Genomic DNA, 25856 nt, shown 5'->3' on the forward strand with positions numbered 1-25856 from the left:
CGTCGCATGGTGAACGCGCGTCAAAGCTTCACACCCTGGTGAACGCATGACTGCTTCGGGAAGTGACTAAGCCACCTTGGGTGGCTGCTTGCGGGTCTTTTCCAGCTCAACGAGATGAACTGATTTAAAGTCCGCTTTGCCCCGTCGAACGCCCGAAAGCCGCCGGGCGGCAATCGGCCCCGATTCCGTCCGGCGCGCGGGATCGGCGGCAGAGGCGCCTGATGGGGTGGCTTGCAGACGGTCTGCTTCTGGCAATGGCCAACGCAACAACCAACAGTTGCTGGTCGGTCCGTCGTGCCTCGCCGCGTCGTGGCGGTTGATGCAGCAGCCTGGCTTGCAAAGCACTAGCATTCGGATGAAGGCTTGAGCTGGGGGAGCCCGCTTGATGACGGGGACTGATGCTGCGGTGCTGACGCGCCGGCGACCCTGGGGCGGAGTGCTCCTGATCGGCTACCGGGTGATCTGGCTGGCGCTGTTCGCCGCCGGGCTGGTGGCAACGGGCTATTTCGCGCCGCGCGACGAGATTGCGGGCCAGTCAGCCTACGCCGCTGCGGCCGCGTTAGGTTTCGTTCCATTTGGCAACGCATCGCTGGAAGGCCAGTTGGGAGCACCGTTGGGCGACGAAGGGCGTCGGATCGGCTATAAAAACTTCGATCTCCTGCTGACGGTCGACGGTCATGCATACCCGCCGACAAAACTGCGCAAACGCGCCTTCTGTCGGGACCAACAGGTAGCCTAGCGGTGCTTGGATTACGGCATGACACCGGCGAGCGATACACGGTTCGTGTAGCCCGCGACCCGCAGCGTCTCGCGGCGGCACATGCCGGCTGGCACATAAGGTTTCAAGGCAGGCGATGGGTCCAGTTCGGCTTCGAGACTGCGTCGACCGTGGCGATGTTCGCTGCTGCGGCGCTGCTCTTTATCCGGCGTCCTCGCGATGTTGTTGCCCAGCTCCTCTCGTTTTCTATCGTACTGGCTTCCGTACCTTTCACGCAGTTGCTGCACGTCGTGCCGTTCGTCAGTGCGATCATTGCCTCTCTCGCGCAAATCCTGCTTCTCACCGCGCTGCTGCTTTTCCCCGATGGTCGTCTCAACACGCGCTGGCACTGGCTGGCGGCGCTCATGATTATCGCCATGTCCGTGTGCTCGCTGATCAACTTCTGGTTCAGCGCGGCGGGCAACGTGACCTTTCTCGTCTATGTGGCGACATTCGCGATAATAATGCTGGCGGTCGTGACCCAATACCGCCGCACACCCAGTGGCATCGCGCGGCAGCAGGGCAAGTTCGTGCTGTTCGGTATTGTCGCATTTTGTATTCTCGAGATCACGACAGGCCTTCTGATGCTGTTGGAACTATCTCTGTCAACCGTGGGCGCATTGGCATGGGCCACCTTGGCTAAGCACGTTGTCGGGGAGCTCGCTTTCGTTGCGCTGCCCGCTGGCCTGCTCGTTTCGATGCTGCGTTACCGGCTGTACGATGCCGAGACCGCGATCAGCCGGTCGGTGGTGTACGGGACGTTGACGCTCGCGCTGCTCGCCATCTTTGCCGGGTCGGAGAAGGTCATCGAGATACTTGGTGAGCAGTATTTCGGGGAACGCCTTGGCGCGCTCGCGGGCGGACTCGGTGCCGCTTTTGCCGCAATCATGATGGTGCCGCTCCATCACCGCGTGACGCACTCGGCCGAACACCGCTTCCAGGGCGACCTGGTCCATCTGCGGGGTGCGCTGCCGGTGCTGGTCGGCGACATGGGCACGACCGCGACGCCCGCGCGGCTCGCCGACACCGTGCTCGTGCGGATCGAGAAAGGCGTCCGGGCTGCCCACGCCGCCATCGTGGTAGACCACCAGGTGCTTGCGGCCCGCGACGTCGATGTCGGCGCTGTACAGACGTGGCTATCGAACTGGCAGGAGCCGGCCGAAGGCGAAGGCGATCTACACACCAACCGTGCTGATCCGCTCTTCCCGATGCGGGTCTCGCTCCATGCCGACAGTGTCGGATCGGTCGGATGGATACTGCTTGGTCCGCGTCCCGACGGGAGTTTCTACGGGAAGGACGAGCGCGACACCCTGATCGCCATCGCCGAGCCGGTGGCGCGTGCCATCGTCGTTGCGCGCCAGCGCGAGGAGCGCGACACGAGGCGCGAGGAACGCGACATTGGACGTGGGCGTGAGATCGGCGGCCTTGCCAACCGGATGACGGCCGTCGAAACGCGACTGGCCGGCATCGCTCCACAGGCCGCATGAGCGGCACGGCTGGCCTGCCAACGTCAAGCCGTTCGCCTCAAGTGAGATAAGGCGAACGGCAGGTTCTAGGATCGCCCAAACAGTTCCTGAATGGCGACTAGTGGGGCGGAAGCCACCGTCGATGCGAAACCTGTCGAACGGCAGCTATGATGCGTTCCGCGCCGAGAAGCGGACAGGCGGCTTTCGGCCCCCTTGCGATCGCCAAGCCGCACCTGAACAAGTGTTCGCGTTCGGGAAGCGCTACTCGGCAGTCAAATGGCCGTCCTTGGGTCGCCGCCGCCGCTAAACAACTTGGTAGAGACTAGCCACACTTTCTCCTACTCAATCTGTCAGGCGCTAAAAAAATAGGAAAACTTGCTGCTCTAAGTACGGGGAGGCGTTGCGGCCTTCGCTCATGTCAGCAGTCCTAGCCGGTCCTCGTCGGTGTAGACCTCGAACCGCGTGAGCGTTGCCAAGCCGAAGGTCGTGGTCAGCGCGACGTCGGTCGCGTCGCGGCCCCGCGCCATCAGGATGCGGCCCTTGCGCGGGCGATTATGGCGGGCGTCGAATGTGTACCACTCGCCGTCGAGATAGGCCTCGAACCACGCCGAGAAGTCCATGTCGCCGACGATTGCTGGCAGGTCCATGTCGCCCATGTACCCTGTGCAATAGCGCGCGGGGATATTCATGCAGCGGCACAGGGTGATTGCGAGATGGGCAAAGTCGCGACAGACACCCTCGCGTTGCTGGTGCGCATCCCACGCCGACTTGCCCGGGTGCGCGGTCGCATAGTCGAAGCGAATCCGGTTGTGCGCGTAATCGAGGATTGCCTGCACCCGCGCCCACCCCGGCGCGACGGCGCCGAACAGCGACCATGCCGTGTCCGACAGCCGGTCGGTTTCGCAGTAGCGGCTGGCGAGCAGGAAGACGAGGACGTCGTCGGGTAGTTCCTCGATCGGCGATTGCCCGGCGTTGGGTTCGACGCGGTCGGGCTCGAACGGGTCCTCGATGACAAAGCCGCAATTGATCGTGATCCCTCCCGCCGGCATCGTCAGCCGCGTGCAGACGTTTCCGAAGCGGTCGACGTAGTCGTACACCGGCACATCTGGGGTCGACATGATCCGTTGCGCCGTCCGCAGGTCGCGATTGCGCGAGGCGTGGACGCTGAGGTTGGCCAGCATCGGCACTGGCTGTACGGCTTGAAAGGCGATGGTAAAGCCGGCCCGGATCAGCATGCAGATTCCCTTGGTTGCGACGATGACGCGCGTTGTGATCGAACGTGTACGTCAGCTCCGCGCCGCCGAGGGCATGAAATTGCGCGATCGCGCCGCGCCGGGTCTGGAGCGGGGCCGACTAGGCCAGTTGATCGCTTCGGAGTAAACGAATGGCCGATGGTAGGGAGGCGGAAACTACTCGGGAACGTCGTCTCGATTTCCGCTACCGGCTGCCCCGAAACGGCCAGTCCGGAACCGGCCCCATTCGACTTAAAGTCAGGTTGTGAGTGAATGGCCGGTTCGGGGAGCGCACAAGGCGGCCCGAATGCGACTTATGGGTCAGCGCTCCCGATGAATGCCTTGTGCAGCACCGATGCCGACGCCATCAACCGCGCTGTAGTGCTTTGCTACAAGCGGAGGTTCTCCTGACCAAGATCGTGAACGGCTCCAGCCTCCAGCCCTTGTCCGGTGCCACGCGCAGGATCGTGCTGCTGCTACACGGCTTCGGCTCGAACGGTGCCGACCTGATCTCGGTGGCGCCGCAATGGCAGCGGCAATGCCCAGATGCTTTGTTCCTCGCACCCAATGCGCCTCAGCGCTGCGGCCCCATGGCGGGCGGTTATCAATGGTGGCCGCTCTCCGCATTCAGCCCGCAAGCGCTGGCGGCGGGCGCGACCTCGGCCGCGCCCGCGATCGACACGTTCATCGACCGGAAGCTCGACCAATATGGCCTCACTGAACCCGATCTAGCGATCGTCGGCTTCAGCCAGGGGACAATGATGGCGCTCCATGTCGGGCTCAGGCGCGCGCATCAGGTTGCCGCCATCGTCGGCTATTCCGGCATGCTTACGGGTGCGGCCGACCTCGCGCATCTGCCGATCACCAAGCCGCCCGTGCTATTGATCCATGGATCAGCCGATCCGATTGTTCCCGTCGCCGCGCTTCAGGCCGCTAAGGCCGCTCTCGAGCGGGTCGGAATCGCCGTGTCGGAGCATGTCTCGCCCGGGCTCGGCCACAGCGTGGATCCGGAAGGGCTGGAGCTTGGCGGCGCGTTTGTGGCGAAAGCCTTCGACAACCAGCGGGCGGAGCCGTAGCTCAAGCTTCGCCGGGCGGCGTCCTGCTTTCTACTAACAAATGCTCTTCGGCCGCGCGAGCGCGCTGCCCCAACCGGACGCTGTAGCAAGTTAAATAGATGTCTGCTTTTCGGGAAGCCCTCACGCTGCCTTAAACGTACACTTGTGGGTCAAGCTAGCGATCTATCGTCCGGCGACAGAAGAGGCTCGCCGGGTTACCAGATTCGGGCGCGCTTCTCGGGTGGCACGTACAGCGCGTCGCCCGGCTTGATCCCGAACGCTTCGTACCAGCCGTCGATGTTTCGGACGACGCCGTTGACCCGGTACTTGCGATAGCTGTGCGGGTCGCTCGCCGCCTGCTTGCGGATCGCCTCGTCCGTCGCCTTGCCCGCCCACACCTGCGCCCAGCCGAGGAAGACGCGCTGATCGCCGGTCAGTCCGGCGATCACCGGAGCCGTGGCACCGTGGAGCGAGGCGCGATACGCGTCGAGCGCGATCGACAGGCCGCCCAGATCGGCGAGGTTCTCGCCCATCGTGAGGTCGGGGTTGATATGGACGCCCGGCAGCGGCTCGTAGGTCGCATATTGCGCGCCGAGCACCGCCGCGCGCGCCTTGAACGCCGCCGCGTCGGCGGGCGTCCACCAGTCGCGCAGGGCGCCGGCGGCGTCGATCGTCCGCCCCTGGTCGTCGAAGCCGTGGGTCATCTCGTGGCCGATGACGCCGCCGATCGCGCCATAGTTGATCGCCGGGTCCGCGTCGGCGTCGAACATCGGCGCCTGGAGAATGCCGGCGGGAAAGACGATGTCGCGCAAGGAGCCGTTATAGGCGTCGTTGGTCTGCGGCGTCATGCTCCAGTCACCGCGGTCTACCGCGCCGTCGCTGCGCCCGAGCTGAAACGTCCACTCCGCCGCCGCTCGGCGAACATCGCCAAGAAGATCGTCGCGCCGGATGACGACCTGCGAATAGTCGCGCTGCTTGTCGGGATAGCCGACTTTGATGATATAGGTGTCGAGCTTCTTTAGCGCCTCGGCCTTCGTCGCCGGACCCATCCACCCGAGCCGCTCGATCCGGCCGTGGAAGGCCATCTTGAGATTGGCGACCAGCGCCTCTATCTTGACCTTGTCAGCGGCCGGAAAGTAGCGTGCCGAGTAAAGCTCGCCAACCGCCCAGTCGAGACTGCCGAAGCAACTTGCCTGATCGGCGCCGCAGTCGCTACCGCCGACCGCGATGATGCCGCGTTTCCATCGTGGCTTCTGCTCAGCTTGCCCGGCGAGAACCTTGCCGTGGAGATCAAAATGGGCGTCGGCGAACGCGTGGCTCAAATACGGTCCAGCGGCGTCGGCGACGCGAAACGCGAGCCACGCCTTCAGCACGGGAAGTGGCGTCGCTGCGACGACCGCGGCGAGCTGAGGCATTGCGGTGTTGGTCGTCACGATCAGTCGCGTCTTGCCGCCGAGCTGTGCCGCAGCGAGGAAGGCGGGCCAGTTGAAGCCGGGCGCATAGGCTGCGAGTTCGACCGGGGTCATCGGGTTGTACTGGACGGCGAAGTCGCGCTGCTGGACATTGGTCCAGCTGACCTCGGCGAGCCGCGTTTCAAATGCGAGCAGCGCTACTGCCATCGCCGGTGCATCAGGCCAATTGACTTGTGTCAGCAGTGTCATCGCATAGGCGACGAATGCCGTGCGATGACGAGTGAAGTCGGCTTTCAGATAATAATCCCGGTCAGGGAGCAGCAGCCCCGATTGGCTGACATAGGTCGCGTAATGCTCGGGGGCCTTGAGATCAGCGTCAATGGAGACGACAAACGGTGCCGGGAAGAGCGAAGAGCCGCTCTTTCCCATCAATCTCGCGATCTCTTCGGGGCTGTGAACGGCACGGATCGCATCGAGCTCAGGCGCGATCGGCGAGGTTCCCGCTGCCTCGATCGCTGCGTCGTCCATGTATGCGGAGTACATGGCGCCGACTTTGCCGCGGACATCGGTGGGTTCGGCGAGCACGTTCTTTGCCGCATCCTCAAGCAAGCCGCGAAGCCGGTCGTCGATGCGCCGCGTCATGTCGAAGCGCTTGCCGGCTGTGACCTGATCGGGCGGAATGATGACCTTCTTCAAGTAAGCGCCGTTAGTCGCCTCGAAGAAGTCGTCGCCGGGCCGAACGCTTCGATCAGGCGCGGCGAGATCGAGGCCGAAAGGTGGATAGACCGAAGCCGCAACTGCGGGTGCGGTAGCTGCCAGCAAGAGGCACCACAAAGCTTTCACGGATCAGTCCCCCCAACTCGGACGCGAGCAACTGTTCGTAGGCCGATCATACGCGATGAACAATCTCCCGCAGATCTCGATGGCGCGCGCCTTCGCTCTGAATGTGCGGAAACGCCGTAAAATCAGCCGCATCGGCAATGGGCCTCAGAAGGTGGACACTGATTGTGCGCCAAAAATGATTTGAGGTGCTTGCGACAATTTTGGTGGGTCCCGCTCCAATTTCGATCTACACCCCGCCCATCGGCAGCTGCGCGCCCAATCATAGTCATTCGGTGTTGTGCTTCCCAACGCAGGCAACTTAAGTCCTACAACGCGGTCTAATGATGGCGCTCGGCATCGTTGATTATATCGTTTGAACGATCTTCTGGATCAATGGGCAGACTAGCGAGATCTGAGCCGTCTTCGAGACCTTGCCCGGTGTTGCATAAGCGTGCCGATAATTTGTGACCATTTTGAAAAACCAAGAGGCCGCTCTCCTCGGACGCTCCATCATAGTTTCGGACGTAGTTACCGAGATTAAAGTAGTGAAAGAGCACGTAGCTGGTCGCGCCGTTTACAAATCGCACCTGGGTCCAGCCCGCACGGGGGAACGAGGCTACTAGCTTGAAGACGGTATGCGTTTCTGCAGTACCGGAAATCCTGATTTCTGGTACTGCGCCGTGACCAAATGCGTATACAAAAGTATTTCCGGTTTGCGTGACTCTCGCCAATCGGCCATCCTTCAAGCCGCAAGAGGCGATTAGTGTTGGTCGATCGATTGGCTTTTTTAGCGCTATCTCGGCGTTGCTATCCACAGATAGTAAAAAGCTAAAGCAGAAAAAGACCCTGGTACGATGCCCCAGACGATGTCGACCCATCAGTAGTCCATTAATTTTTGGGATTGGCGCTTAGCGATATTATCGCGCTGCGTGTGTGGCGGCTTCGGTGCGGGCAAGCGCTATGATTGCAAGCGCGCTAGCGACCGTACCTTCAGCGGGGGCGATCTCGCCCAACGGCACATCATCGGGTTTGTCGTTGACTTGGAAAACGACCCGTTTGGCGTCTGCAATGCTAGGCTGCAATGTATAGGTAACCAAAGATGCCACAGGATGATCGGGGAAGCCGTCAGCTGGAATCAAACGAAATGTTCCGGCCGACTGCAGAATCTTGTCGATACCTGGCCGATTGGGGCCAGAGCGATCGCCTAACGCGACTTCGACGCGGATCTGCGCTGTACATTCGATCCTGCCGGTCGTCGGGTCGTTTCCATCCAACACAACATCTGAAAAGATGAGTAACCTTTCACTTCGCATTGCCTGCAGAACCGCATGTGACGGGTCAGGCAGGCCAGCTGCCATGCGCGTCAGTGCGTGGTCGGCCTCATCGTATAGCAGTCGCGTTACGGCCATCTCGCTTTCCGGCGTGACGCACCTTGACCCTGGGGACGGATGCTTGAAGCCACACAAACCCATAAATGCAGTGAGCAAGACTGGCGCGACCGATTTCCGCTTATAAAGACCGGTTGATGCTATCATGGGATTACCCCGACAAAAAGTACGGCTTGGCGCTGTCGCAGCGTCTCGGTGACGGCCTTAATGCCTTCTTCGAGCTCGGCCATTTCTTCTAATACCGCCTCGCCAGTCGTGTTGTTAATTAGGGAGCGCAGCAGATCGGCTTGGCCAATCAACAGCTTGTCGATCTCGCCCAGAAGCTCCAGAGTTTCGGCTTCCGATCGATAGCGCTGTGACATCCGATCATTCTCAGGCACGGGCTGATGACGTATTTGGCCTTCTAATGCTCCGATCGAACGCGACAATCGCTCCAACGTCTGGGCCCCTGTGACCGCTTCCGCATCGGGAAGCGGATGCGCGCGCGTGGGCGCCGGCAGGCGGAGACGGCGATACGCCGCCTCCGCCACTTCGACTGATTTGCGCGCCTGCGCAAGCAAGTCGCTTGCGTAGGACCGGACAAGCTGATCGTCGGCACGGAGCTGATTTTCCCGCCGATAGAAGTTGTAGCCCCACCCGTGGAAGAGGTTGACCGCTATCTCGCCCAGCGGCCCGACATCGTAAAATCGGCTCACCGTTTTATCACTTGCCGATCCCGACCTCGTTGGTAACCGGGAAGAAGCCCTGCGCCTGCCCGATCTGGAAGGGTACGCCGGCCGCTGCATTGGGTGCCGATACCAGCTCCTTGTCCGCCATCCGCAATGCCAGGTAGTAGCGCACTGACTCGATTGGCGAGAGGCCGATCGCCTGAAGCGAGATCAGTTCGCGCATCCGCTCGTCGCGCGGCATGATTAGAACCTTGAGATCGTTCAACACGATACCGTAGACTTTGAGGAAGTCGGTCAGGTGGACCTTCACCAGCTCGCGAATATCCCCGATCCGCTCATTGATGTTTTCCATCTTGGTGACCTGAAGGACCTGATTGATCGCCTGTTCGATCGCCGGGCCGGCGTAGTCGGCCACCTCTTGCGTATCGATCATGGTCCCGGCAAACGGCATGTGGGTGATAAGGTCGAGCGCGCCTTCCTTGCTGTCCACGTGAATGTAATAGTCCGCGACATAGGACATTTCCGCCATTTCGGCTGAGGTCGCGACGCCTTGATTGCGCACCAGCAGCTTTGACCGGTTAATGTAGATGACCTCGTAGACCCACGGCGAAGAGCCGCCGAAGAAACCCTGCGCGATCGAGCCTAAGATTGGTTTGTCGGGTGTCTCGAGCGCATATTGGCCGGTCTCGTAGACGTTGAGCACGGCGCCGCGCGACTTGAGAATGCCGAAATGGTTGCTCTCCACGGTCAGCAAGGATCCCGAGACGATGCTCTCATCGACGATCTTGATGGCAAGCGTGCGAGTGCCGAGCGCGTCGGTGCCGTCGCGCTGGAGTGATGTAATAACCTGCCGGGTAATCGCCATTGGTGCCGTCCTTTGCTGGGGTAATGTGGGGAAATCTACTTTTGCCGTTTGCCTGACAGCATCGCCATCATGCGTTCAGTTGCATCGCTACCGGTCATGCCGGCTGCGCTCATCATCTCGACCAGATCCTTCGCGTCCTTCAGATCGAGCCCTGTCTGCTGGCGGACGATCTTGACCCGCTCGATCACGCCCATGTTCTGAAGCGCGGCCCAGTCGATCGTCGCATGTGTGCTCGACGGCGGCGCCATGCCTGCGTTCATTCGCTCCACCATGTCCTTCGCCTCGCGCAGGCTAACGCCTTGCTGGGCGCGGACGGCCGCAATCTGCTCAATCATGCTACCTTTAGGCGCAGACGACGCGATGCTGCCGGCCAGCGCATCGTACGGAATAGCGTAACCCATGGCAGGCGAATCGATGGTAAGCGTCTTGGGGTCGGCGGGATCGTAGCGCACCGGCACTTCGGCTCCGCGATGACAGATGCGCGCCACTTTCTCGGCGCTGGAGAGCGTAATCGTAAGGTCCGCCTGATAGGGAAAGCCGGTCTTTGGCGAAACTTCCAGATCAAGCCGCCATTTGCTTGCACCGGTCGCCCCGAGCGCGGGGTTCGCCAGCGGCACCTCGTTGGCTGCGCGCACTACCGCCATCGCCTCGGCCCCGCGCAGAAGGATCGACGGGCCAAGCACGACAGCGTCAAGCCGGCTCATCCCTGCCGGCAGCTTGTACCCTTTCCCAAGCGATACCGGCAGCGACGCGCGCGAAGAATCGACTGGATCGAGCTCGACATAAATACGGTCGCCGCGTTCCAGCTCGGCAGCCGAAGGCACATCGACCGTCACCCGGCGCTTCGGCTCGCCGATCGCATCGAGTTGTACCGTGGCGATACGTGCGCCTGTCAGTGAAGAAACGGATAGAATGTCGCCCACGCCTAGATTAAGGGGCCTGGTGCCCGCGACAGACGTCTGATTGCCGGTGGACGTCGTGACGGTCGTAGTCACCGACATCCTTCCAGAACCTAGGCCGTTTGCCTCAAGCGCCTTTTGCAGAACTTCTGCGATATTCTGGCCGAGATCGGTCGTGCCAGTTTCAGATGCCGCACCTGATTGCATTGACTGGGCAACCTGCGCGCCCAAGCGGTTCATCAATCGCTTGCGCCCCGCTCTTGCTCTCCCAAATGCGAAGATAATCAGAATGACAACGACAAAGACAATTACGGAGGCCGTCATCATTGTCTCCATCAAGGCCGCCAAAAGCACGGCAGGTCATTGAAACTGCCATATAGTATCATGGGGTTACAAGCCACGGTGTCGTGGTAGCAACTGGACAATCGCGAATACCGTCGGCTCGGGGGTTGGGCGTTTGGTGGCTAGGCGCGCGATCATGGAAAAGGCAGGTCGTGCCTCGAGTATCGGACCGAGGCGAGTCGCAGCGTCGCATGATCGAGCCTAAGATGAGCGATATATGTCCCCCCGGTTGGGCAGCATTCGGGATCTCCCTGTTTCCACATGGCGCCGAACGCGCGCAGGTGTGGCCAGTCCATCGCATTGCCGTGCCGCTGCGAGAGGCCTTGCGGGATTTTCACCTGCCACCGATCGGTTCGGACAGGGGTCCATTTTCCAGCGACGATACGGAGCACGGCGTCGTACGTCGGGTGCATGCTCGCTTGCGCAGTCATTGGGATTACGACGATGCTGCCTTGTTGGGTACGCACCTGCCGGGGACGTTCAATCCAGGCATTCGAGCCGGCCCAGCCCGCAACCCGACGAAAGGCGGCTTGCGCCGGCATCTTTGCCAAAAGGACGATCCCGATTCCGGCCGGCGCTGTGTCCGTTGCATTTTTCAACAGGTCGTAGGCCTGCTGCTGATAGAAGAGCGTGGTGTGCGTGCCCGGAACGGCCCGGAAAGCGACGACCCGACAACGCTGGCCCGGTTCGATTTCCTCCCACAACGTCTGCGTTTCAGTCGCTGAAACACATTGCGTCATCGGCGGATGGGCCACGATGGGCTCGGCGGTCACGTTCGCCGCGGCCAGACCCATGCCGGGGAGGAGGACAAGGCTCATGGAAATCGTTTTTAGAACGCCCAAGTTTTCAATCCTTGCGCGATAACAGCGGCGACCGCAGATTCGACGCCAGCAAGAATTGGCATGGGAATCGTGGCCTCGTCGCTCCTTCGGCCTATGTTACTGCGGGACGCCATGGAAAGCATCCCGCCGCCTTCTCAGCCCGCCTGTTTAGCCGTCGCTGGGCTCATTCCGGTTGGACAAGCGCCGAGGTATTTGGCTTCCGCCGTAGAGGTGCGCTCGGTCTGCATAGCTGGCGGGATGTTGGGACCGCTCATCTTCGTCTTCATGACCGTCTTATAATTCGACGAGAAGTCGCCGCTTACGTCACCCTTGGTGCTCATCATCATGCCGTTCATTTTGCATGCGATGTCGATCGAGTAGCCGGTCGCCGTCTTGGTGAAACCATTCTTGGTGCAATCAGCGCCGGCCTGAGGTGGCGGCGCGAAAGGATTTGTTCCCGGTACCGGCGCACCGACGCACATCTGCGTCTTCATCGAATTCGGCATGCCCTCTGCAGAAACCGTCATCTCCCGCAAACCCGGCTTCGGCATCTTCGCGTCAGCAAGTGCGGCGCCAGCCCCGCTTGAAGATGTCGACGTGCTATCTGCGTCATCTTTCTTGGCGGAGCAGGCCCCAGGCAGGATCACAGTCGAGACCGTAAGTGCAGTAGCCGCAGCAAAAATTTTCATACGATACCCCTGGTTGTCGCGCCGAAGCTCGGGTGGCGTGCCACAGCTTATGGTCTCGCAGAGCAGCTGGCTAGGCCGCGGTGCCTGAGGGGGCCATCTATTCAACTGCGCTCGGCGGATCGGTCCTGCCGTACGACATGCTTTGGACGGCGTGATCCGCAGCCGAACCAAGCCGAAAGTCGCCGTAGGAACGCATGAACGAAGACTAAAATTGGCGAGCAAACAGGGTGGTCCAATCGTCGACGAGTGGGTCTTGCCGGACTACCGAGTTAGCGGAACGAAAGTCCGCTTTGCCGCGTCGGACGCCCCTAAGCGGCCGGGCGGCAATCGGCTCCTTCACGATTGTGCTCGTGCTATCGATTGCGGAAGTGATGGTAGTTCAGCAGCGACTACCCGAGCACTTATTCGCTCAGATGAGTGATAATGCTTTGTAGCCCGAGCTCGGTGTATTATCTTTCCACCACAGAAGTTGCGGGGAATTAAGTGGCTCGGTTCGATCCTGACGCAGCGACCGCCGCATACATGGCAACGCTTTCGCCCGCCGCACACGCGCAGGCGACCGCCTATACGCAGGGCGGCCACTGGATCCTGTTATGGGGCTGGCTGATTACGGTTGCTGCTGCTTGGCTCATCCTGCAATCGGGCATTCTCGTCGGCGTCCGCAATCGGATAGAAAAAATCCGGTCTCGGCCGAATCTGACCGTGTTCTGCTGCGTGGTTGTCTTCCTGCTGCTCGACTGGCTGCTCGAACTTCCGTGGTCGATCTATGCGGCGTGGTGGCGCGAGGGGCAGTATGGCCTGACCAAGCAATCGTTCAACGGTTGGTTTGATGAAAACGTGATGTCGCTGGCGATCAGCGCGGTGGTGTCGGCGCTGATCGGTCTTGCCGTCTACGCGCTGATCCGGCGCGCGCCGCGGTGGTGGTGGGCGTGGTCGGGCGGTGTCATCGTCGCGGCGCTCGCGGTGTTGATGATCCTGGGGCCGGTTGTCATCGAGCCGTTGTTCAACACTTATACGCCCGCTCCCCCGGGGCCGACCCGCGATGCAGTGGTCGCGCTCGCCAAGGTCAGCGCTGTGCCGTCGGACAAGATATTTGTCTACAACGGGTCGAAACAGTCGGAACGCTATACCGCCAACGTCTCTGGGTTGTTCGGAAGCGCGCGGGTAGCGATGAGCGACACTATGTTCGCACAAGGTGCCGACCTCGCCGAGGTACGTGGCGTCGTCGGCCATGAGATGGGCCACTATGCGCGCGGGCATATTTTCTGGTCGGTGCTCGTGCTCGGTCTCCTGGCGGTGGTCGCGCTTTGGCTGGTCAGCAAGATGTTCCCCGTCGTACTCGCCCGGATCGCCGGGAAACCGCAGATTGCTGGGATCGCCGATCCGGCCGGCTTGCCGATCATGATGGCCCTCGTTGCGACGCTGGGGTTGCTTGCGACGCCGCTGACCAACACCCTCACGCGGCTGCAGGAAAGCGACGCCGATCACTTCTCGTTCGAACACGCGCACGAGCCCGACGGACTCTCGAAAGCACTGGTGAAGACGATCGCCTACCGTGCATCGTCGCCATCATGGCTGGAGGAGACGATCTTCTACGATCACCCCAGCGTCGAACGACGCGTCCACCGGGCGATGGTCTGGAAGGCAGAGCACCCGGAACTCGTCGGAAAATAGTGTAGCCACCTCCTGAACTGATATGGTCCTGTCGGTTTCGTTCATTCGCTTTCGAAGCGGCAGGTCCGCTCCGATCCGCTGGCGGACGGCACTCAGCGCGATGGCCATTTCCATGCTGGTGCACTGGCATCGACGACCGTTGTCTCGCCCATGTTCTTTTGAAGCTCGATCTGGGTGGCGTCGCCAAAGTCCATCAGCGCGGACACCAACTTCTGCGCGTGCGATACGACGATGATCTGACACCGCGTCGAAGCCAGGACGAGCAGGCGAGCCAGGGGGGCGAGCAGGTCGGGGTGAAGACTGGCCTCGGGCTCGTTGAGGATCATCAGCTCCGGCGGTCGCGGCGAGAGCAGGGCGGCTGCGAGGAGGATGTAGCGCAGCGTGCCGTCCGACAGTTCTGGAGCGCTGAGGGGTCGGAGCAGCCCGTGCTGTCGCATCTCGACTTCGAAGCGATCGCCGACACTTATCTTGGCACCGTCGAACGCGTCTGCGATCGCATTACGCAGTGCCTCGGCGTCGCCGATCTCGATGATTGTCTGCACCGCGGCGCCGATGTCCGAGCCGTCGCCGGCGAGTACTGGGGTGACGGTTCCGACCTGCGGCCGCCGCGACGGTGCTTCACGATCGGTCCGCAGATCATCGTAGAAGCGCCAGGCGCGCATCCGCTCGCGCAAGATCAGGAGCTCCAAGCCATCCGCCGTGTCGGCGCACTGCGCGACCATGCTGTCGACAGCCGAAAAATTCCTGACGACCTCGCGCCACTCGCCGGTCTCGCTAGTGCGAACCCGGACAAGCTTGCCTCGACGTTCGGCAAAAAGGTTTGAACGGCCCAGTGTGGGCCCGGTCCAGACCGCCTCGAGCTTGATCTCGGGGTCATAGCTGAAGCGGGTCGTGGATGGGATCGGCAGGCCAAGATCGATCGCATAACCAAAATCGTCGGACGCGAAGCCGAGTCTCAGGCTCACTGGTCCGGTGCGGACGGTCCCTTGGACCGGCATCGTGCCGGCTCGCATTTCGCGGCTGAAACGCTCCGGACCTGCCCACAATGTTGATGCCAGCCCGCCTTCTGCCGCCAACGACGCGATCGCGCGGCCCAGGGCAACATCGGACAGCAGGCGCAGGGCTCGATACAAGCTCGATTTACCACTGCCGTTTGCTCCTGTGACGATGTTCAGCGAACCCAGCTCAAGCGTGACATTGCGAAGCGAGCGATAACCGGCAACAGCAAGGCAGATGATCATGTCGGCACGCTATAGGCTGCGAGCACGACCATCCATAGAAGATGTTCGTAATCGCGTTATCAGACGCTGTCAGGCTAGATTCGAATGGCCGCTTTAAATCCCGATAGCGGTCAGTCGGCTTTCGGCTCCCCCCTGTCCTTTACTTCGTTGGCGAGACCGCCGAACATGCCGGAGCCGCCCCAGTCCAATCGGCCGTATCGCCGAACGGCAAGGTACCGTGCGCAAGGTTGTGCCGGCTACCATTGCCTGTGAGCTGGTAGACCCGCGACATACTATTGTTGAACCCAGGAATTGCGTCGTTGATTGCCTTGGCCTCGTCGGCGCTGATTTCGGGGCGGTCGGTTCGACTGGTCATCACCAGTCGCACGACGTTACCGTTCATTCCCGATGCCCGCCAATAGGTGGTCGCTCCGAGGATGCGGTTCATCGGCTCGGCGTCGAGCGCCCAGCGCCAGCGGGCGTCGCCAAGGGGTAGGCGGATCGTCGTCGCATAGCATTTAAACCGCGGGAATTCGGTTGCCCAGGGAACGGTCGCGTCCTGCTCCTGAGGCCTGCGCCGCAGGTCAGGCGGGTAGAAGCCGCCCCCCGGAAGATCGTACCGGCGGCCGCCAATGTCGTCGCCTTCCCAAGGGAGCTTGCCCTTGCCCCGCATCGAGACGACCATCGTCGCGGCGCGTTCGTCATAGTGCCACGCAACGCTGTCGGGATCGGCCCAAGGTATCTGGCGGCGCCAATAGGTCCGGACTGCACGGTCCGCCTCCTCGGCCGATAGGGCAACAAGCTGTCGGTCGGTGGCAAACGCCTCGTCTTGCCTAATGACATTCTGGACCGCGACCGTCGCCAGCCGGTCAATGCCCGCACTCGCGTCGATGTCAATCACGCCAATGAACTGCGGCCGATCCAACGCTTTCGGCGGCACCGCTTCCAAGTCCCCGCCGTGGGCGCTCAGAGGCAGCCCCCATCTGAACGCTGGGGCGGGCAGCATGTCGAGATAGCGGTCGCCAAGGCGGGTGCCGTCGAGCCAATATGCGTTAGGACCGATTCGTACGCGGACGACGACATGGTTAAAGATGCTCGGGCTCGGCAGCCGCGCGTCGCTGCCGTCGCCGCCGCCGAGGTTGACCAGCACGGGCTCGGCCTCGATCCCGAGCTCGCGGAGAAGTGCAAGCAGCAGCACCGTCTTCGCCTTGCAGTCGCCGAAACGGCGCTGCCACGTCTCGTCTGCGGCAGCAGGGCGATAGTTGCCACCGTCAAGGCCGACATAGACATAGCGCGTCTGATCCTCGACGAGCCGTAGAGCCGCTTGGGTTCGCTCGACCAGATCGGTGGACGTCGCGGCGATCTTCGTGGCCTCGGCGCGAACGGGCGATCCCGGGGTGAGCGTCGCGGCAGCATCGAACAGCCCGGCGAAACGCCGCGACACGTCTTTCCACGTAGCGAAGTCGGAGAACTCGATGAGGCGGCGGAAGTTGTAGCGTTCGGGCGCGCCGTCGTTGACGATAACCCCGCCGGGATCGCGCAGTTCATAGACGACGCTGTTCTGCCCACCGACGTCGAGCGGCAGCGCCGGCGGGAGGTCGCGCGTCGCTCGAAGCACCAGCGGTAGCGCCGGCGGCCAGAGCAGGCGGAAGCGAAACGCCCCGGGCAGTCCATGGATCGGCAGCTGGGTAATGCCGAAGCCATGGTCGCCGACCGTCGGATCGCGCCTGACGACGGTCGAGGCGAACTCGAGCTCGTCGCCGACGCGCAGCCCCGGGACCTGAAGCGTCGCGGTCAGCTGCCCGTCGAGCATCGACTTCTCGAGACCACCCTCGCGCTGGATGACCGCGAACTTCTGGCCTTTGAGCACGTCTATGACGGCGCCATCGCGGATGATCCGCAGCGAGTGCACCGTTGCCGACCCGCTCGCCGGGCTCCAGTCGATGCTGATGTTGCCGATCGGCAGCGCTTCGGGCTTAGCAGGCGGACGCGGAACGCCGAGTAGGTTTCCTCGCCAGCGGGACCGATCCGGACCTGCTGGTCAGAATAGACGAAACGGATCGGGGCCTCGGCCTGCGTCGGCGCTGTCGTCGCGGCCGGCGGGGCGATCCGCCAACGCCCCGGTATCCGTTAACGCAGTATCACGCCCGGCTTCCCCACCTCAAAGCGCGCGCCGATGTCCAGGCGGCAATTAAACGCGCGGGCGGCACGCGCCGTTTTCACCTACAGTTTGAGGAGCTTTAATGCCGGCGACGACGATGAGACGCGTGCTGCTTGGACTGGCCGCGCCAATGGTTCTCCACGGCGCCGCCGTCGCGAACTCCGATAACGCGGTGATCTACGCCGCGCCGGGTTCTTGGGTCGCGATCGTAGTCGCTGAGATGCAGCAGCGCGTTCACGCGTTGGTCGGGATTGTCGAGCCGGCGGATCATCAACGCCGCCGCCGCGTCGAGGTCACCTGCGCACAGTTGGACCTCCGTCAGCAATTCGGGCGAGTCGCGCTCGTGCGCCGCCATATAGCCGATGTCGCCTTTCACCGCCTCCGCGTCGCCGAGCGCGAGACGGGCGCAGCTACGGACGAGGCGCAACTCCATCTCGCCATATCTCGAGATGCTGTCGTCGGCGGCGAACGATTTCATCGTCGCGAGCGCGTCGGCGTTGCGTGCAAAGCGGATCTGCGCCTCGCCGAGGTTTATCGTTTGACTGACGTTGAATCCGCCTTGTTCCTTGGCGTCGATGGCCTTGCGAAACGTTGCGACCGCTTCGTCGTAGCGCCCGAACCGCTCATAGAGGCGCGCCATCTCGTCCCAATACCAGTTGCGCTGCTCGTCGAGGTCGGTGAAGGCAGCCCCTGGCGCGTCGGGCCGCGCGGCGGCAAGAGTCGCGAGCGCCTCGTCGTAGCGGCCGAGCATTCGGAGGTAGCGCGAGACGTCAAGCACCGCGTACATCGATCCGGCATGGCTCGCCGCGACGTCGCGCGCCTGCGCCAGGTGTTGCTCGGTTGCCGCTCGACCGTCGAACTCACGGGGCAGAAAGTCGCGCAGACGGGGGTCAACGCTGACTTCGAGCAGGACGGACGGCTCCGTGATGCTTGCAACGAGCGCGGCCGCCGCCGCTCGGTCGCCGTCGGCTGCCAGCAGCGCAGCATAATCCGACCTGAACGGATCGGCCACCGGCGCGCCCTCGTCGGGGACGTAGCTAGAGGTCGTCAGAACGGCGAGCAGGCGGCGGTCGGCGGCGCGGTCGTGCAGCACGTCGAGGCTGCGGCGGATGGCGTGAAAGTGATTGACGGTTATCGACGCTAGCGCATCGGATTTGGCGACCACCATGGCCTCGATCGTCGTGACCGCCGCGAGCGGCTGCTGGTTGTCCTCCTCGATGCCCAGCCGCATTCGCCACAGGTCGACGCTCGCCCCGGTGAGCGAGGTTCCCGCCAGCGCGAAGCGACGCGCCGCGACGGGCTCGTGCATCTGAACCGAGCACCATGCGCCGAGGGTATAGGCATCGGTCCGGTCGACGACCGGCCCCTTAGTAAACGCGGGCATGGCAAGCAGAGCATTGACAGTGGCGAGCGCCGCGCGGCAATCCATACTGTCGGCCTGGTTATTGTTGGCGCGAGTGAACGCGGCCTGGAGAGCATCGTGCGCATTCGGACGTTCCGCCGCACCTGCCGCTGCCGCGACCGCAATGGCGATGATCAATACCCGCGTAAATACCATTCCGCCCCCGTGGGCGCGCCAACTTCTATCCGACACGCCCTGCAACGAACAGGATAGCAGCTCTGACGGCTCGATAAAGGGATGCATAACACCGATGGCTTCACGCCGAATGTCCTCTTGCCTCCCGAGGGAACAAGCACTCATGCGCCCAACTTTGGTCCTCGGACGCCTAACAGCAAACGGGCGTTTTCGGGAAGCGGCGGAAGACTCCTGAATGTCCACAAATAAGTCTGACCGGCATACGGAGGTAGCTGAACGAAGGTCCGCTTTGCCGTATCCGACGCCTGGAAGCAGCCTGGCCGTCAACGGCCCCGACGTCGCCCATGGCCGGAGCCGCGGCAGCGGCGACGGGTGGAGAGCGGATTGTCAGGTTGTAAGGGCAAAGCGCACATCAATTACCATCGGTCAAAAGGTCTAAATGCAAGAATTGATTAAATTTGCTTTGTTCGTAGCCCGAGAACGCTTCGCTTTGCTTGAAGCCGCGCTTTTGATACAGCGCCAACGCTGCGTCGAATGCAGAGCCGCTTCCGGTTTCAAGGCTTAGCCTTTTTGCTCCCTTTGACTTGGCAGTCCGAATAATCGTTTCGAGGATCGTTGCACCCGCTCCCTTTCGCGCGAAAGCAGGGTTCACCCGCATGGATTTCACCTCAGCATCCCCATTATCAAGCATTTTGATCGCGCCGACACTGGCGACCTCTCCGCCTGACCAAACCGTCCAGACGGTGACATTCGGCTGCTGCAGGCCCGACAAATCGAGAGCAAACACGCTGCCTGGCGGTGAATTTGCATGCATTCCACGGAGGTGGAGAGCGAGCAGCTCGCGCGTTGCCTCGCCGGTCAGATCATCCTCTCGAACCTCGAACATTACTGCCCTTCCGTACTCGACGTACGCTTGTGGCGACTTGATTAAGCAAGAGCAACGTCTGCAACGGGGTCTGAAGCCACCCTCGGATCCGCATCTTGTCGAACGGCAGCTATGCCGCGTTGAGATTTGGCAGCGAACCGACGGCTTCCGGCCCCTTAGCCGCTCGCTAAAGTACTACCAACTTTACCACTGTCGTCTTGATTCAAACCTTGCAGCTAACGTGGATAGATCAACGACCGAAGCTGGGGTCGTGAAAGGGCATAGCGAATGGCTGACTTTGGATCTTACCGGCGTAAAGCGATGCCTGAATCAAGGTCCGCTCTGCTGCATTTGATACCCGAAAGCGGACCGGCGACTATCGGCCCCTCGGTTGACGACATTGTCGCCGATAATCTTCGACTCGGCTCGAGGCTTTCCGCTATATTGGTGCGAGAGGTAGGCCTTGCGACACATTTATCGATGTCAGAAAGTTAAGGAAGATGTCTTTGTCACGCCCACTTTCTGGCATGTTGATTTTGTTGTCTACAGCTTACACGTATGCAGCTGAGGCAGCGACTGTTCCCTATCTTTACGGCCGCAACCACGTTGACGCGGAATCCGTAGCAACGGCTGCGACCCTTCGTGTCCAATTTATCGGATCAGTCTCCCCAACTGCAAAGGTGATAAATCAATCGCTCCCCGCAGGTAGAGAGGTGTCTCCAGGAGCGACGATCGTCGCTCGCATGGATACAATCGCTAACGTCCAAGTTCCGCTATTTATCGGCTTCGATACTGCCGCTGCCGCATCCCGAGCGCAAGCTGGCGGTTTTAGGGCAGTCTTTCTCGGTCCATCAGCGCCTGGAGCTGTTGTCGTTGAGCAGTCCGTGCCGGCGGGTCGATCCGTAACCCGGGGAACCGTCATTGAACTCCAAATGAGGTTCAAAAAGCCAACCCAGCAACCGCGGTAGGCCCGATAGCGGTCGATATGAGCCTTCGACCGCAGTGGGCACAACAAGATGCCGATCAACGGCTGCTAAACACGCAAGCCGATCAAGGTTACGCGATCGAAGAGGGAACCGACGCGCTCCGCTGCCGACTGTTATTTCGTTCAAGCCGTTGCAGGGCGAATGTATGAAGATGGGCGCGTACCGCCGCAAAGCGAACAGGTAGTTATCGGCCCCGAGGCCGCCCCGAACCGGAGCCACGGCAGCGGCGACTGAAAGTGGGAACCCAACATTGCTTAGCAGCGCTGCCCAACTAAGGTAGGAGCATGATCTACAACGTCATCGATCAGCGGACGAGGCCGTATCGCTGGCGCGAGGTAAACGCGATCATCGAAGCGACATCACACGATAACGCCTGCATGGACGCGGATCAGCAGCCCCCCGCCGACGCTGATCTAGACTATGGCGAGCGAGAGAACATTACGCTGCAAGAAGGAATTGCGTGGGCCAGCGAACAGTCCTGTCCGGTGACACTTTATCTCTATGACAAGGGTTCAGGAACGGCCTGACGAATCGTCCGCTATTGGGCAGGGGGCGGCTCTCCTACCCAACCTGCGTTATAATCTGCTGGTTGAGCCGGAAGGAGAGCGATTATGCCGCAGGCAGTTGTGGCGACGATCGGGCTGGATGTCGCGAAGTCGGTGTTTCAGGTGCATGGGATCGATGGGGCAGGGCATCGAGTACGGCAGGATCACCGCGTTACCGACCAACTATGTGATCGATCGCAGCGGCGCGTTGCGCTACGCCTACGACGGAGCCTTCGGCATAACGGTCTCAAGACGACAATCATGCTACTGCTTCGCGAGGATGGTCCGCCGGTCGCAGCAGCGAAGGGCGCGAGCCCGGTCGCATGATTTCTTGGCAGGGTTGTTTATTCATGCATTGGCTTAAGAGAAGTGCCGCAGTGGTCGCCGCCCTGGCGGGAGCTACATCTGCAATGGCGGCCGATCAACCGCGATCGCTCGAAGCGGTAGCTGCTGCATTCGGGGCGCGAGCATGGATGCGAAGCGGTAGCTTGTCGCCCGACGGATCGCGCATCGCATTTATTGCGCCCGGCGAAGGGAAAACGAACGCTGCGATGGTCATCGATGTCGTCAAAGGTGAGCAGGCACCGATCTTGTCGGCAAGCGCCAATCCTCTGAAACTTGAAGCCTGTGGCTGGTCGGCGGCCGATCGACTGGTCTGCGAGCTTTACGGCATCACCAGCGTCGATGCGCAGCGTTTGTCGTTTACCCGGCTGATAGGCGTCGATGCCAACGGGGCTCACCAGATGCCGCTCGGACGCAAGACCGATGACCGCTCGCTCGGCATCAACCAGTATGATGGAATGATCGTCGACTGGATGGCGGGCACCGACGGCAACATATTGATGGCACGTAACTTCGTGCCGCACGAGAGCACCGGTACGATGATGTCGGTAAGCGCGAAAGGGCTTGGTGTCGAACGGGTCGATACCAAGACCGGCGCGGGTCGCCTGATCGAAACGCCCAAGGATGCCGCCGTTGCTTATTACTCGGACGGTAATGGCACAGTGCGGATCATTGCGCTCGAGGAGCATGCAAACACGCAAATGCTGACCGGCACCACCACCTACCGCTATCGGACGCTCGGAAGCCGCGACTGGGCGGCCTTCAGCCGGGTCGAGGCAAACGGACCGGGCCTGCGCCCGCTCGCGGTCGACGGCACCGCAAACATCGCCTATGCGCTCGGCAAGAAAGACGGCCGCGACGCTCTCTACAGGGTGACGCTCGACGGGACACTAGAAACCGAACTGATTTATGCTGATCCGAAGGTCGACGTCGGAGATGTTGTGACCGTCGGCCGCCGTGGCCGGGTGATCGGCTTCACTTACGTCACCGATCAGCGCAACGTCGTCTATCTCGATCCCGAATACAGAAAACTCGCCGTGCAGTTGTCGAAAACGCTCCCCGACCTGCCGCTGGTCGACTTCGCCGATACTAGCGCCGACGAGAGCAAGGTCATCGTCCACGCCGCGAGCCCGACCGACCCCGGCCGCTTCTACCTGCTCGATCGCTCGACCCACAAGATGATCGAAATCTCGCCGGGACGCCCGGCGCTGGCAGGCTATACTTTCGGTACGGTCAAGGCGATCAGCTATCCGGCGGCCGACGGGACGTTGATCCCGGCCTATCTGACGCTGCCGCCAGGCAGCGACGGCAAAGGCCTTCCCGCGCTGGTCATGCCACACGGTGGTCCGGCGTATCGCGATACGGGAGGTTTCGATTATCTCGCTCAGTTCTTCGCTCAACGCGGTTTCGCGGTCATTCAACCCGAGTATCGAGGGTCGATCGGCTACGGCGATGCCTTTTACAATAAGAACGGTTTTCGCTCCTGGCACACCGCGATCAGTGACGTCACCGATGCCGGCCGCTGGTTGGTCGGACAAGGGATTGCCGATCCAGAGAAACTTGCGATCTTCGGCTGGTCGTATGGCGGCTATGCCGCGTTGCAATCGAATGTCCTCGATCCGCGCCTGTTCAAGGCCGTTGTCGCGGTAGCTCCCGTCACCGATCTCGATATGATCAAAGACGAAGCACGGGGCTTCACCAACTACGATCTCGTCCAGCGTGAGGTCGGCGACGAGAAGACCGCGACCGAGGCGTCACCCCTCCGCCATACTGCGGCATTTCAGGCACCGGTGTTAATGTTCCACGGCGACAACGACCTCAACGTCAGCATCGCTGAATCGCGCGCGATGGACGCCGCGCTGCGGCGGGCCGGTAAGCGGAGCCGGCTCGTTATCTATCCCGGGCTCGACCATCAGCTCGACGACAGTAAGGCCGAGGCGGATATGCTGGCACAGTCCGATCTATTTCTGCGGGCTGCGCTCAAGATCGGCCAGCCTGAACCGAGCCGCCCCTAGAAGTGCGCGCTTGCGATCGTAGCGCCCGTTGCTCGGCCTTCGAGAATCGCGCTTCTCAAATTACGGTCGTTCTCGGAAGAGGCACCACCATCATCAACGGTATTTAAGCTATCGTTCCTGCCAAACTACTTGCCTACTCACCGAGCCCACCAGAATGCTAATTCAGATCTTGGAATCCTCAATCGCTCGTGCCTCTCGATGAATAAATTGTCCGCAGCTGGAAAGTCGAAAACGGCCTCTGAATGAACGACTTTGGGATCTGTGCGGCCGAGCGGAGGTAGCCGAATGAGGGTCTGCTAACCGCCACCGGTCGCTCTAAAGCTGCCCGTCTGGTTTTGGCCTCCTTCCAGCCAATGGCTGACGCACTACCAACTCTATTGCTGACCAGCCATTTCTCAGGCAGTTCGCACGCCGAAGACAGAGCTGTATTCGACGCAAAGTTGCGTTAGGCTGCGAATAGCCCTCAAGCAACTTACCGGGGCACCGCCGACTAGCGAGGAGCGGCTGCAGACTCATTTTTGAGGACTTGGGCGTGCATTTCGGCCATTGCGAGACGAGACTTTTTGGCGTCGGGGCGAACGGCTTCGTCGGCCCACTTGCGGTGTCGGCGTTCCCGCTCGACGCGCACCTCTAGACGTTCTGTGTCCGGCATGAGAGCCTCCCGATCGGATGTGCGGGGAGCGCTACAAGCTCATCACCGTGATCAATGACTTCCAGGACTTGCCGTCTGACGACGGTCGTTGGGCTCGCTGTTGCGCCGCCACGGGCATAGGACGTGTTTATTCTCGTAGAGCTGCGCATCGGCAAGGCCCATCAGTGCGCTTGCCGCCATTCCCGGCTGTGCCGCAGAGAGACCGATCGCTGCCCCGATCTGCAGCCGGCGCGGACCCACGATCAGCGGCTGGGCGAGCCGTTCGGTAAATGCAGCGGCAAGGAGGTTGGCAGCGACGCTCGATGGGCTGATTAGCGCGAATTCGTCGCCGCCAAGCCGCGCGACAAAGTCATCGGGACCAGCGGCATGGGTTAGTTCGACCCCCACGGCAACGAGCAAGTCGTCGCCGACGAGATGCCCGTGCTCGTCATTGACCGCTTTAAAGCCGTTGAGATCGATCATTCCGATGACGAGCGGCTCGCCGCGCGCGAGTCGGCGGTCGAGTTCGTTGTGGAACGCGAAGCGATTGGCGAGGCCAGTCAGCGAATCATTGTGCGCAAGCAGCTTCAGCGCGCGGGTGGCTGCAAGGCTCCCCCGCGCGGCGACCGCCAGCATGACCAACGCGGCGAGGAGCAACGCCGCATGAATGGGGCCCCACCGCGCGATGGCAGCGCGCCCCGGCTCGCGCGGACGCCAGGAGAAGACGATCGGCGACCCGTTATCTACCGCGATGGTGACGGCATTTGCGTCATCGCTTGCCCGGGCATCCATAGCTATGCCCGGGGGCAAAGTGCGAAACTCCTCGACGCCGAGACTCGGCAGGATCCGGGGCACGATCTGCCGCACGACCGGTGCTACGATCGCGAGGCGCCGCACCGGCTCGGAGGCGCGCGCAATGTCGCGACCGGTCGGCGCGGCATTCGCCACGGCTATGGCCTGAACTTCGCCGCGCTCGTCGCGCCGGAGTGTGGTGACGGTCGCCGCGCCTTGAGTCGGCAGCCGCGCGGCGACAGGAGCGATCATCCGGGCCGCCGCCGTTAGCGACGGACCGGTCCACGGTCGCCCGAAACGCGTGCCGGCAAAGGCGGTGCCGTCGGGGTTGAGAACTACCGTGCCGTGATAACCGAGCGAGGCGGGACTGGTAAAAGGGAAGAAGCTGTAGGTTGATGCCGGCGTCCCTCGCGGGTCTGACAGAGTCTCGGCAACCGGCGCCGTTGCAACGTTCATCTCGACCCCGGCATCCAGATTCGCCAACGCTGCAGAGAAGCCGCGGGTGACCGCCTCTCGCGCCCGCGATGCGTCGCTGACGTCGGCCTCGTGCGCAATGACGACCATGCCACCGCCCGCGAAGACGACGAGGAGTACGAACAGCGCGGCAAACGGCGCGATCGGCTGTAAGGCAGCAAGAGAAGCAACGATCGAGCGCACAAGGCGCGGCCTCCA

21 protein-coding genes are annotated in these 25856 nt (G+C 61.8%); 7 read left to right on the plus strand and 14 right to left on the minus strand.

Annotation, left to right across the window (positions count from 1 at the left end):
* Positions 1 to 385: 385 nt before the first annotated feature.
* Both KZX46_RS01970 and KZX46_RS01975 read left to right on the plus strand, forming a co-directional pair.
* Positions 386 to 739, plus strand: a complete 354-nt coding sequence (locus KZX46_RS01970) for a hypothetical protein (protein ID WP_219774180.1) — start codon at positions 386 to 388, stop codon at positions 737 to 739.
* 149 nt (positions 740 to 888) lie between these two features.
* A complete protein-coding gene (locus KZX46_RS01975; RefSeq protein WP_219774181.1) occupies positions 889 to 2244 on the plus strand; it encodes a hypothetical protein in 1356 nt (451 codons plus the stop codon).
* A gap of 392 nt (positions 2245 to 2636) precedes the next feature.
* On the opposite strand, the gene KZX46_RS01980 is transcribed toward KZX46_RS01975, so the two are convergent.
* On the minus strand, positions 2637 to 3458 hold the full coding sequence (locus KZX46_RS01980; protein ID WP_219774182.1) for a transglutaminase family protein: 822 nt from the start codon (positions 3456 to 3458) through the stop codon (positions 2637 to 2639).
* Positions 3459 to 3841: 383 nt separating this feature from the next.
* Here KZX46_RS01980 and KZX46_RS01985 point away from each other — a divergent pair, with 383 nt between their 5' ends.
* Positions 3842 to 4531 carry an alpha/beta hydrolase gene (locus tag KZX46_RS01985; protein WP_226895809.1) on the plus strand — a complete coding sequence of 230 codons (690 nt, stop codon included), beginning with the start codon at positions 3842 to 3844 and terminating at the stop codon, positions 4529 to 4531.
* Positions 4532 to 4725: 194 nt separating this feature from the next.
* On the opposite strand, the gene KZX46_RS01990 is transcribed toward KZX46_RS01985, so the two are convergent.
* The 8 genes from KZX46_RS01990 to KZX46_RS02025 all read right to left on the minus strand — a co-directional run bounded on the left by KZX46_RS01990 (position 4726) and on the right by KZX46_RS02025 (position 12416).
* Entirely contained in the window at positions 4726 to 6765 is a 2040-nt protein-coding gene (locus KZX46_RS01990) for a M13 family metallopeptidase (RefSeq protein WP_219773699.1), read from the minus strand.
* Between the two features lie 317 nt (positions 6766 to 7082).
* Positions 7083 to 7475, minus strand: a complete 393-nt coding sequence (locus KZX46_RS01995) for a hypothetical protein (RefSeq protein WP_219773700.1) — start codon at positions 7473 to 7475, stop codon at positions 7083 to 7085.
* A gap of 186 nt (positions 7476 to 7661) precedes the next feature.
* Entirely contained in the window at positions 7662 to 8102 is a 441-nt protein-coding gene (locus tag KZX46_RS02000; protein WP_219773701.1) for a hypothetical protein, read from the minus strand.
* A gap of 173 nt (positions 8103 to 8275) precedes the next feature.
* Positions 8276 to 8827, minus strand: a complete 552-nt coding sequence (locus KZX46_RS02005) for a hypothetical protein (protein WP_219773702.1) — start codon at positions 8825 to 8827, stop codon at positions 8276 to 8278.
* 7 nt (positions 8828 to 8834) lie between these two features.
* Positions 8835 to 9665, minus strand: a complete 831-nt coding sequence (locus tag KZX46_RS02010; protein ID WP_219773703.1) for an SPFH domain-containing protein — start codon at positions 9663 to 9665, stop codon at positions 8835 to 8837.
* A gap of 35 nt (positions 9666 to 9700) precedes the next feature.
* Positions 9701 to 10891 (minus strand): ribosomal protein L7/L12, encoded by a 1191-nt coding sequence (locus KZX46_RS02015; protein WP_219773704.1) that lies wholly within the window; start codon positions 10889 to 10891, stop codon positions 9701 to 9703.
* 149 nt (positions 10892 to 11040) lie between these two features.
* Positions 11041 to 11724, minus strand: coding sequence for a hypothetical protein (locus KZX46_RS02020; protein ID WP_219773705.1), 684 nt, complete (start codon positions 11722 to 11724; stop codon positions 11041 to 11043).
* 158 nt (positions 11725 to 11882) lie between these two features.
* Positions 11883 to 12416 carry a DUF3617 family protein gene (locus KZX46_RS02025; RefSeq protein ID WP_219773706.1) on the minus strand — a complete coding sequence of 178 codons (534 nt, stop codon included), beginning with the start codon at positions 12414 to 12416 and terminating at the stop codon, positions 11883 to 11885.
* A gap of 483 nt (positions 12417 to 12899) precedes the next feature.
* On the opposite strand from KZX46_RS02025, the gene KZX46_RS02030 reads away from it, so the two are divergent.
* The gene (locus KZX46_RS02030; protein WP_226895810.1) at positions 12900 to 14090 is read left to right on the plus strand and encodes a M48 family metalloprotease; all 1191 of its coding nucleotides are present in this window, start codon (positions 12900 to 12902) and stop codon (positions 14088 to 14090) included.
* Positions 14091 to 14182: 92 nt separating this feature from the next.
* Here KZX46_RS02030 and KZX46_RS02035 read toward each other — a convergent pair whose 3' ends face one another.
* From KZX46_RS02035 to KZX46_RS02050, 4 genes are all read right to left on the minus strand, one after another.
* Positions 14183 to 15331 carry an AAA family ATPase gene (locus KZX46_RS02035; RefSeq protein ID WP_219773707.1) on the minus strand — a complete coding sequence of 383 codons (1149 nt, stop codon included), beginning with the start codon at positions 15329 to 15331 and terminating at the stop codon, positions 14183 to 14185.
* A gap of 139 nt (positions 15332 to 15470) precedes the next feature.
* Positions 15471 to 17276 carry a DUF3857 domain-containing protein gene (locus tag KZX46_RS02040; RefSeq protein WP_370647448.1) on the minus strand — a complete coding sequence of 602 codons (1806 nt, stop codon included), beginning with the start codon at positions 17274 to 17276 and terminating at the stop codon, positions 15471 to 15473.
* A gap of 1562 nt (positions 17277 to 18838) precedes the next feature.
* Positions 18839 to 18895: a hypothetical protein gene (locus KZX46_RS23385; RefSeq protein ID WP_219774233.1), complete on the minus strand. Its 57-nt coding sequence runs from the start codon at positions 18893 to 18895 to the stop codon at positions 18839 to 18841.
* 525 nt (positions 18896 to 19420) lie between these two features.
* Positions 19421 to 19894 carry a GNAT family N-acetyltransferase gene (locus KZX46_RS02050; RefSeq protein WP_219773709.1) on the minus strand — a complete coding sequence of 158 codons (474 nt, stop codon included), beginning with the start codon at positions 19892 to 19894 and terminating at the stop codon, positions 19421 to 19423.
* Positions 19895 to 20400: 506 nt separating this feature from the next.
* On the opposite strand from KZX46_RS02050, the gene KZX46_RS23390 reads away from it, so the two are divergent.
* The 3 genes from KZX46_RS23390 (at position 20401) to KZX46_RS02065 (ending at position 23761) form a co-directional block, all read left to right on the plus strand.
* Positions 20401 to 20841, plus strand: a complete 441-nt coding sequence (locus tag KZX46_RS23390) for a PASTA domain-containing protein (protein WP_226895907.1) — start codon at positions 20401 to 20403, stop codon at positions 20839 to 20841.
* A gap of 302 nt (positions 20842 to 21143) precedes the next feature.
* Positions 21144 to 21386 carry a hypothetical protein gene (locus KZX46_RS02060; protein WP_219773711.1) on the plus strand — a complete coding sequence of 81 codons (243 nt, stop codon included), beginning with the start codon at positions 21144 to 21146 and terminating at the stop codon, positions 21384 to 21386.
* A 569-nt stretch (positions 21387 to 21955) separates the two neighbouring features.
* A complete protein-coding gene (locus KZX46_RS02065) occupies positions 21956 to 23761 on the plus strand; it encodes a S9 family peptidase (protein WP_219773712.1) in 1806 nt (601 codons plus the stop codon).
* A gap of 703 nt (positions 23762 to 24464) precedes the next feature.
* Here the strand turns inward: KZX46_RS02065 and KZX46_RS02070 are convergent.
* Positions 24465 to 25841, minus strand: a complete 1377-nt coding sequence (locus tag KZX46_RS02070; protein WP_219773713.1) for a diguanylate cyclase — start codon at positions 25839 to 25841, stop codon at positions 24465 to 24467.
* Between the last annotated feature and the right edge of the window lie 15 nt (positions 25842 to 25856).

Origin of the sequence: Polymorphobacter sp. PAMC 29334, from assembly GCF_019431245.1 — a bacterium.
In the GTDB taxonomy this organism is placed as follows: Bacteria; Pseudomonadota; Alphaproteobacteria; order Sphingomonadales; family Sphingomonadaceae; genus Polymorphobacter_B; species Polymorphobacter_B megasporae.

Excerpts from the sequence above, each read along its gene's own strand:
- KZX46_RS02000 (WP_219773701.1), bottom strand. The coding sequence starts at position 8,102 with ATGGCAGCTGGCCTGCCTGACCCGTCACATGCGGTTCTGCAGGCAATG.
- KZX46_RS23390 (WP_226895907.1), top strand. The coding sequence starts at position 20,401 with ATGTTGATTTTGTTGTCTACAGCTTACACGTATGCAGCTGAGGCAGCG.
- KZX46_RS02065 (WP_219773712.1), top strand. The coding sequence starts at position 21,956 with ATGGTCATCGATGTCGTCAAAGGTGAGCAGGCACCGATCTTGTCGGCA.
- KZX46_RS02010 (WP_219773703.1), bottom strand. The coding sequence starts at position 9,665 with ATGGCGATTACCCGGCAGGTTATTACATCACTCCAGCGCGACGGCACC.
- KZX46_RS02050 (WP_219773709.1), bottom strand. The coding sequence starts at position 19,894 with ATGTTCGAGGTTCGAGAGGATGATCTGACCGGCGAGGCAACGCGCGAG.
- KZX46_RS02035 (WP_219773707.1), bottom strand. The coding sequence starts at position 15,331 with ATGATCATCTGCCTTGCTGTTGCCGGTTATCGCTCGCTTCGCAATGTC.
- KZX46_RS02025 (WP_219773706.1), bottom strand. The coding sequence starts at position 12,416 with ATGAAAATTTTTGCTGCGGCTACTGCACTTACGGTCTCGACTGTGATC.
- KZX46_RS01970 (WP_219774180.1), top strand. The coding sequence starts at position 386 with ATGACGGGGACTGATGCTGCGGTGCTGACGCGCCGGCGACCCTGGGGC.
- KZX46_RS02060 (WP_219773711.1), top strand. The coding sequence starts at position 21,144 with ATGATCTACAACGTCATCGATCAGCGGACGAGGCCGTATCGCTGGCGC.
- KZX46_RS01980 (WP_219774182.1), bottom strand. The coding sequence starts at position 3,458 with ATGCTGATCCGGGCCGGCTTTACCATCGCCTTTCAAGCCGTACAGCCA.
- KZX46_RS02020 (WP_219773705.1), bottom strand. The coding sequence starts at position 11,724 with ATGAGCCTTGTCCTCCTCCCCGGCATGGGTCTGGCCGCGGCGAACGTG.
- KZX46_RS02015 (WP_219773704.1), bottom strand. The coding sequence starts at position 10,891 with ATGATGACGGCCTCCGTAATTGTCTTTGTCGTTGTCATTCTGATTATC.